Annotated in this window: 1 protein-coding gene; it reads left to right on the top strand. The window is 65.0% G+C overall.

Going from position 1 to position 234, the window contains the following annotated elements:
• A partial coding sequence (locus tag CVH10_RS24630) for a peptide-methionine (S)-S-oxide reductase (RefSeq protein ID WP_181244773.1) occupies window positions 1-234 on the top strand: 234 nt, incomplete at both ends.

Below are 234 nucleotides of genomic sequence, written 5' to 3'. Positions count from 1 at the left end.
CAAGCGGTGTTCCAGCACGTCAAGGGTGTGAGCAACGCCGTGTCGGGCTACGCGGGCGGTGCGGCCTCGACCGCGAAATACGATGTGGTCGGCGAAGGCAAGACCGGCCATGCCGAGGCCGTGCGCATCAGCTACGACCCGAAGCAGGTGAGCTACGGCCAGTTGCTGCAGATCTATTTCTCGGTCGCGCATAACCCGACGGAACTGAACCGGCAGGGCCCGGATGTGGGCACG

It is taken from the genome of Halomonas sp. ND22Bw (assembly GCF_003011945.1).
GTDB classification, from domain to species: Bacteria; Pseudomonadota; Gammaproteobacteria; order Pseudomonadales; family Halomonadaceae; genus Halomonas; species Halomonas halophila.
The sequence above is the reverse complement of the archived record's forward strand: the minus strand, read 5'-3'. Positions and strand labels throughout refer to the sequence as shown.